3 protein-coding genes are annotated in these 5,431 nt (G+C 65.8%); 2 read left to right on the top strand and 1 reads right to left on the bottom strand.

The genetic code is table 11. From position 1 onward, the window contains the following. Together EOA60_RS16850 and EOA60_RS16845 are read left to right on the top strand one after the other, a co-directional pair. Positions 1-1,493: efflux RND transporter permease subunit (locus tag EOA60_RS16850; protein ID WP_206628147.1), on the top strand; the 1,493-nt coding region annotated here is incomplete at its 5' end. After that, positions 1,490-4,708 (top strand): efflux RND transporter permease subunit, encoded by a 3,219-nt coding sequence (locus tag EOA60_RS16845; RefSeq protein WP_095823663.1) that lies wholly within the window; start codon positions 1,490-1,492, stop codon positions 4,706-4,708. The genes EOA60_RS16850 and EOA60_RS16845, both read left to right, overlap by 4 nt. A gap of 297 nt (positions 4,709-5,005) precedes the next feature. Here EOA60_RS16845 and EOA60_RS16840 read toward each other — a convergent pair whose 3' ends face one another. Continuing rightward, positions 5,006-5,296, bottom strand: a complete 291-nt coding sequence (locus EOA60_RS16840) for a muconolactone Delta-isomerase family protein (protein ID WP_066997354.1) — start codon at positions 5,294-5,296, stop codon at positions 5,006-5,008. Positions 5,297-5,431: the final 135 nt, after the last annotated feature.

The raw sequence follows: 5,431 nt of genomic DNA, 5'->3' as shown, positions 1-5,431 counted from the left end.
CGCTTGCGCTCACCGTTTATCTCTATGTTGTCATCCCGAAAGGCTTCTTCCCGGTTCAGGACACCGGCGCGATTTCGGCGGTCACCGAGGCCGCGGGCTCGGCCTCCTACGCCGACATGGCAGCGCACCAGCAGGCGCTCGCCGATGTCATCCTCAAGGACCCGGATGTCGCGAGCCTGTCGTCCTTCATCGGCGTCGACGGCCAGAACATGACCGCCAACAGCGGCCACATGCTGATCAATCTCAAGCCGCGCGACGAGCGCGCGGCCGATGCCAGCGCGATCATCCGGCGGCTGGCTCGGGAGACCGACGTCGTGACCGGCATCGCGCTGCACATGCAGCCGGTGCAGGACCTGAGCGTGGACTCCACCTCCAGCGCGTCGCAGTACCAATACGTTCTGCAGGATTCGGATCCGGCCGAGCTGGCGACGTGGACATCAAAGCTCACCGATAGGCTGGTGGCACTTCCCGAACTCGCCGACGTAGCCAGCGACAGCCAGCAGAGCGGGCTTGCGGTCGACATCACCATCGACCGAGCGACGGCGGCACGCTTCGGGATTACGCCAGCGACCGTCGACAACGCGCTCTACGATGCCTTCGGCCAGCGGATCATCTCGACCATCTTCACCCAGTCGAACGAATACCGCGTCATCCTTGAAGCCGACCCCTCGGTGGGACAGACGCCGGCTTCGCTCGGCTCGATCTACCTGCCGTCCTCCGGTTCCGGCCAGGTGCCGCTATCGGCGGTCGCCCGCATCACTGTCCGGCAGGCGCCGCTGCTGGTGGACCACCTTGCCCAGTTCCCGGCCGCGACCATCTCCTTCAATCTCGCGCCCGGCATCTCGCTCGGCGACGCCACCGCGGCGATCAGCAAGGCGGAACATGACATGCAGCCGCCCGCCGGCCTGGTCACCGGCTTCCAAGGCGCCGCGCTTGCCTTGCAAAGCTCGCTCTCCAACGAGCTGCTGCTGCTGCTCGCGGCAGTCGCCACCGTCTATGTCGTGCTTGGCGTGCTTTATGAGAGCTTCATCCACCCGCTGACGATCCTCTCGACGCTGCCCTCGGCAACCGTGGGCGCGCTGGTGGCGCTGATGCTCGCCGGCCACGATCTCGACGTGATCGGCATCATCGGCATCGTGCTCTTGGTCGGCATCGTCAAGAAGAACGCCATCATGATGATCGACTTCGCCCTGCAGGCCGAGCGCCTGCAGGGGCTGGACCCGCGCGAGGCGATTTATGAAGCCTGCTTGCTGCGGTTGCGGCCGATCCTGATGACGACGATGGCCGCGCTGTTCGGGGCGCTCCCGCTCCTGCTCGGCGGCCTTGCCGGCTCGGAATTGCACCAGCCGCTCGGCATCACCATCGTTGGCGGGCTGATCGTCAGCCAGGTGCTGACGCTCTTCACCACGCCGGTGATCTACCTTGCCTTCGATAGACTGACGCGGTCGGGGGCGCGTGAAGCGAGAGCGCCGGCCGGCGGGCTCACGCCGTGAATCTCTCCGCGCCCTTCATCGCCAGGCCGGTCGCCACGACGCTGCTGGCCATCGGATTGGCGGCGGCGGGCCTGATCGCATACGTCAATCTTCCCATCGCGCCGCTGCCCAAGGTGGATTTCCCGACCATCTCGGTGCAGGCTTCGATGCCGGGCGCCAGCCCCGACACGATGTCGACCGATGTCGCGGCGCCGCTCGAACGGCATCTCGGCCAGATCGCCGGGGTTTCCGAGATGACGTCGCGCTCCGGCACCGGCTCGACCAATGTTGTGCTGCAATTCGACCTCGATCGGGACATCAACGGCGCCGCGCGCGATGTTCAAGCCGCTATCAACGCCGCGCGCGCCGACCTCCCGTCCGACCTGCGCAGCAACCCGACCTACCGCAAATACAATCCCGCCGACGCACCGGTGATGATCCTGGCGCTGACCTCGCGCACACTCACACCCGGTCAGCTCTACGATGCCGCCGCGACCGTGCTGCAGCAGCGCCTGTCCCAGGTCGAGGGTGTCGGCAATGTCGACCTCGGCGGCTCGTCGCTGCCCGCCGTTCGGGTGGAGCTCAATCCGGGGGCGCTGTTCCATTACGGCATCGGCCTGGAGGATGTGCGCGCCGCACTTGCCTCGGCCAATGCCCGCAGTCCGAAGGGCTTCGAGGAGGACGGCGCGCTCCGCTACCAGCTCTACACCAACGACCAGGCGAGCCATGCCGCCGACTATCGCGACCTGGTGATCGCCTGGCGCAACAGTGCGGCGGTGCGCCTCGCCGACATCGCAGATGTCGAGGACTCGGTCGAGGACGTGCGCAATCTCGGCCTCGCCAATGGCGTGCCGGCCGTGCTTTTGGTGCTCTATCGCGAGCCCAACGCCAACATCATCGACACGGTCGACCGCGTGCGCGCGCTGATCCCGACGCTGCAGGCTTCGGTGCCGGCGGATGCGCGCCTCAGCATCGCGTCCGACAGCAGCCTCACCATCCGCGGCTCGCTGCGCGACACCGAGCTGACGCTGGTGCTGGCGGTGCTGCTGGTCGTCTTCGTGGTGTTCTGCTTTTTGCGCGACTGGCGCGCGGCGCTGATCCCGAGCGTGGCGCTGGTCGTCTCGATCCTCGGCACCTTCGGGGCAATGTATCTGCTCGGCTACACGCTCGACAATCTGTCCTTGATGGCGCTCACCATCGCCACCGGCTTCGTCGTCGATGACGCCATCGTGGTGCTGGAAAACATCATGCGCCACATCGAGGACGGCGTGCCGCGCGGCCGGGCGGCGCTGGTCGGCGCTCAGGAGGTCGGCTTCACCGTTCTGTCGATGAGCGCTTCTCTCGTCGCCGTGTTCCTGCCGATTCTGTTGACGGGCGGCATACTCGGCCGCCTGTTCCAGGAATTCGCCATGACTTTGTCGCTGGCCATCGCCATTTCGCTGGTGCTGTCGCTGACGGTGACGCCGATGATGTGCGCCCATTTTTTGCGCGCGGGTGCAGTCCGGTCGGAGCGCCGTTCCATCCTCGCCCGCTTCGGCGAAAGCGTCTTCGAGCGCGTCCGCGCCGGCTACGGCCGCTCGCTAGCCTGGTCGCTCGACAACGCCGAGGCGATGCTCATCATCCTGATCGCGGCCGTCGCGCTCAACGTCTACCTCTATACGATCGTGCCGAAGGGCTTCTTCCCGCAGCAGGACACCGGCGAGCTGATCGGCGGCCTGCGCGCCGACCAGGCCATTTCCTTCCAATTGATGCGGCAGAAATTCGAGCGGCTGGAGACGATCCTGAAGAGCGACCCGGCGGTGGCGAACGTCGTCGGCTATATCGGCGGCCGCCAGACCAACTCCGGCTTCGTCTATGTCAACCTGAAGCCGAAGGGCGATCGTGCGCCGCTGCAAGCGGTGCTGGGGCGGCTGCGCGCGCAGCTCAGGCAATTGCCCGGCGCGCAGCTCTTCCTCAATCCGCGCCAGGAGATCAGGGTCGGCGGCCGCCAGAGCCTCGCCACCTATCAATACACGCTGCAGGCCGATACGACCGCGGATCTCGACGAATGGGCGCCGAAACTCGTCGAATTGCTGAAACAGGCGCGGGAGCTAACCGACGTCAATTCGGACCGCGACGAGGCCGGGCTCGAAACCAACATCACCGTCGACCGCGAGAGCGCGGCCCGGCTCGGCCTGACGCCGGCGAGCATCGACAACACGCTTTACGACGCCTTCGGCCAGCGCCAGGTGTCGACCATCTTCAACGCCCGCAACCAATATCACGTGGTGATGGAAGTCGCGCCGCGCTTTCTGCAGGATCCGAGCGCGCTCAACGGCATCTATGTCAGCACCTCGGGCGCGGCGGCGAGCGGCACGCAGAAGACCAACGCGCTGGCCGGCAGCCTGTCGGGCTCGCTGCAGAATCAGGCGACCAATGCGATCGCCGTCACCGGCCACGGCAGCGCCTCGAGCGGCGCCGCCGTCAGCACCTCGGCCGAGACCATGGTGCCGCTCGCCGCCTTCAGCACTTACGGTCCGGCGACCACGCCGCTTTCGGTCAACCACCAGGGCCACTTCGTCGCCACGACGATCTCGTTCAACCTTGCCGATGGCGCCACGCTCGGCGACGCCTCGGCGGCAATCGACCGCGCCATGGCGGAGCTGAAAATGCCGGTGTCGATCCACGGCTCGCTTGCCGGCACGGCACTCGCCTTCCGCTCCAACCTGCTCAACGAGCTTCTGCTGATCGCTGCCGCGCTCGCCACGATCTATGTCGTGCTCGGCGTGCTCTACGAAAGCTACGTGCACCCGATCACCATCCTGTCGACGCTGCCTTCGGCCGGCATCGGCGCGCTGCTCGCGCTCATCGTCACCGGCATGGAATTCGACGTGATCTCGCTGATCGGCATCATCCTGTTGATCGGCATCGTCAAGAAGAACGCCATCATGATGATCGACATGGCCTTGCAGGCCGAGCGCCAGGAAGGGCTTGCGCCGCGAGAAGCCATCCACAAGGCGAGCCTCCAGCGCTTCCGGCCGATCATGATGACGACCTTTGCGGCTTTGCTCGGCGCCTTGCCGTTGGCGCTCGAGACCGGCACTGGGGCGGAGCTGCGCCAGCCGCTCGGCATCGCGATCGTCGGCGGCCTCATCGTCTCGCAGCTTCTCACGCTCTACACCACGCCGGTCGTCTATCTCTATCTCGACCGGCTCAGCGCCCGCAGACCGATGCTGCGAGTGGCGCCGGCGGAGTGATCGGGCACCGCGACCTTGGACTGTTCGACCGCGCGAAGCGAAACAGTTCGGCCCGGCGCGCCTTCATCTCCCTCAACGCTACCCGAGGCGGTTGATCGTGAGATCTGGGCCATCGCTTGGTGAACTGGCAAGATGCTTCATCATCGGATGCGCCCTCGAAGGGCGCGACCAGTTCCTGCTCACCCGGCAATTGCCCAAGCGCTATACAGGGGCGTCGCGGGCGGGCCTTTTGCGTCGCTTCCTTGGTCGCTCATAGGTGCTGCCGGGTGAGCGGCAGCACCTCTCTTCATCCCGGTCTCAACGCTTCGGGCCGAAGCCGGGATAGGGATTGAGCGGCACGATCGCCGCGATGTCCATCATTCCGGCCTCGACCAGCGGCAGGGTGGCGAGATGGCCGCGCACCTCCTTGTCGTCGGCAGCCTCGAACATCATGCCGCTGCCGGGGATGTCACCGCGGTTCCAGACCTGGCGCACGGCGCCTTGCGCATAGAGCGTGCGCCGCTGCTCGGCTTCGCCCGGAAGCAGCGGCGCGAAATCGCTATCGCTGAACTTTTCGGTGTTGCGGGTGAGAAGGGCAAAGAACTGCATGGCGGGCTCCTTTGTGGCCGGTTGATGCGGAAGATATCGCGCCGGCTGGTCAGACTGTCCAAGACTGATTAGGATAAAGTTCAGATCTTGAAGGACTTAAATCATAGAGACGCAGAATGCTCGACCTGCGGCAGA

The sequence above is a fragment of the Mesorhizobium sp. M1A.F.Ca.IN.020.06.1.1 genome, from assembly GCF_004023265.1.
Taxonomy (GTDB): Bacteria; Pseudomonadota; Alphaproteobacteria; order Rhizobiales; family Rhizobiaceae; genus Mesorhizobium.
Note: the sequence above shows the minus strand (reverse complement) of the source record. Positions and strands in the feature narration are given on the sequence as shown.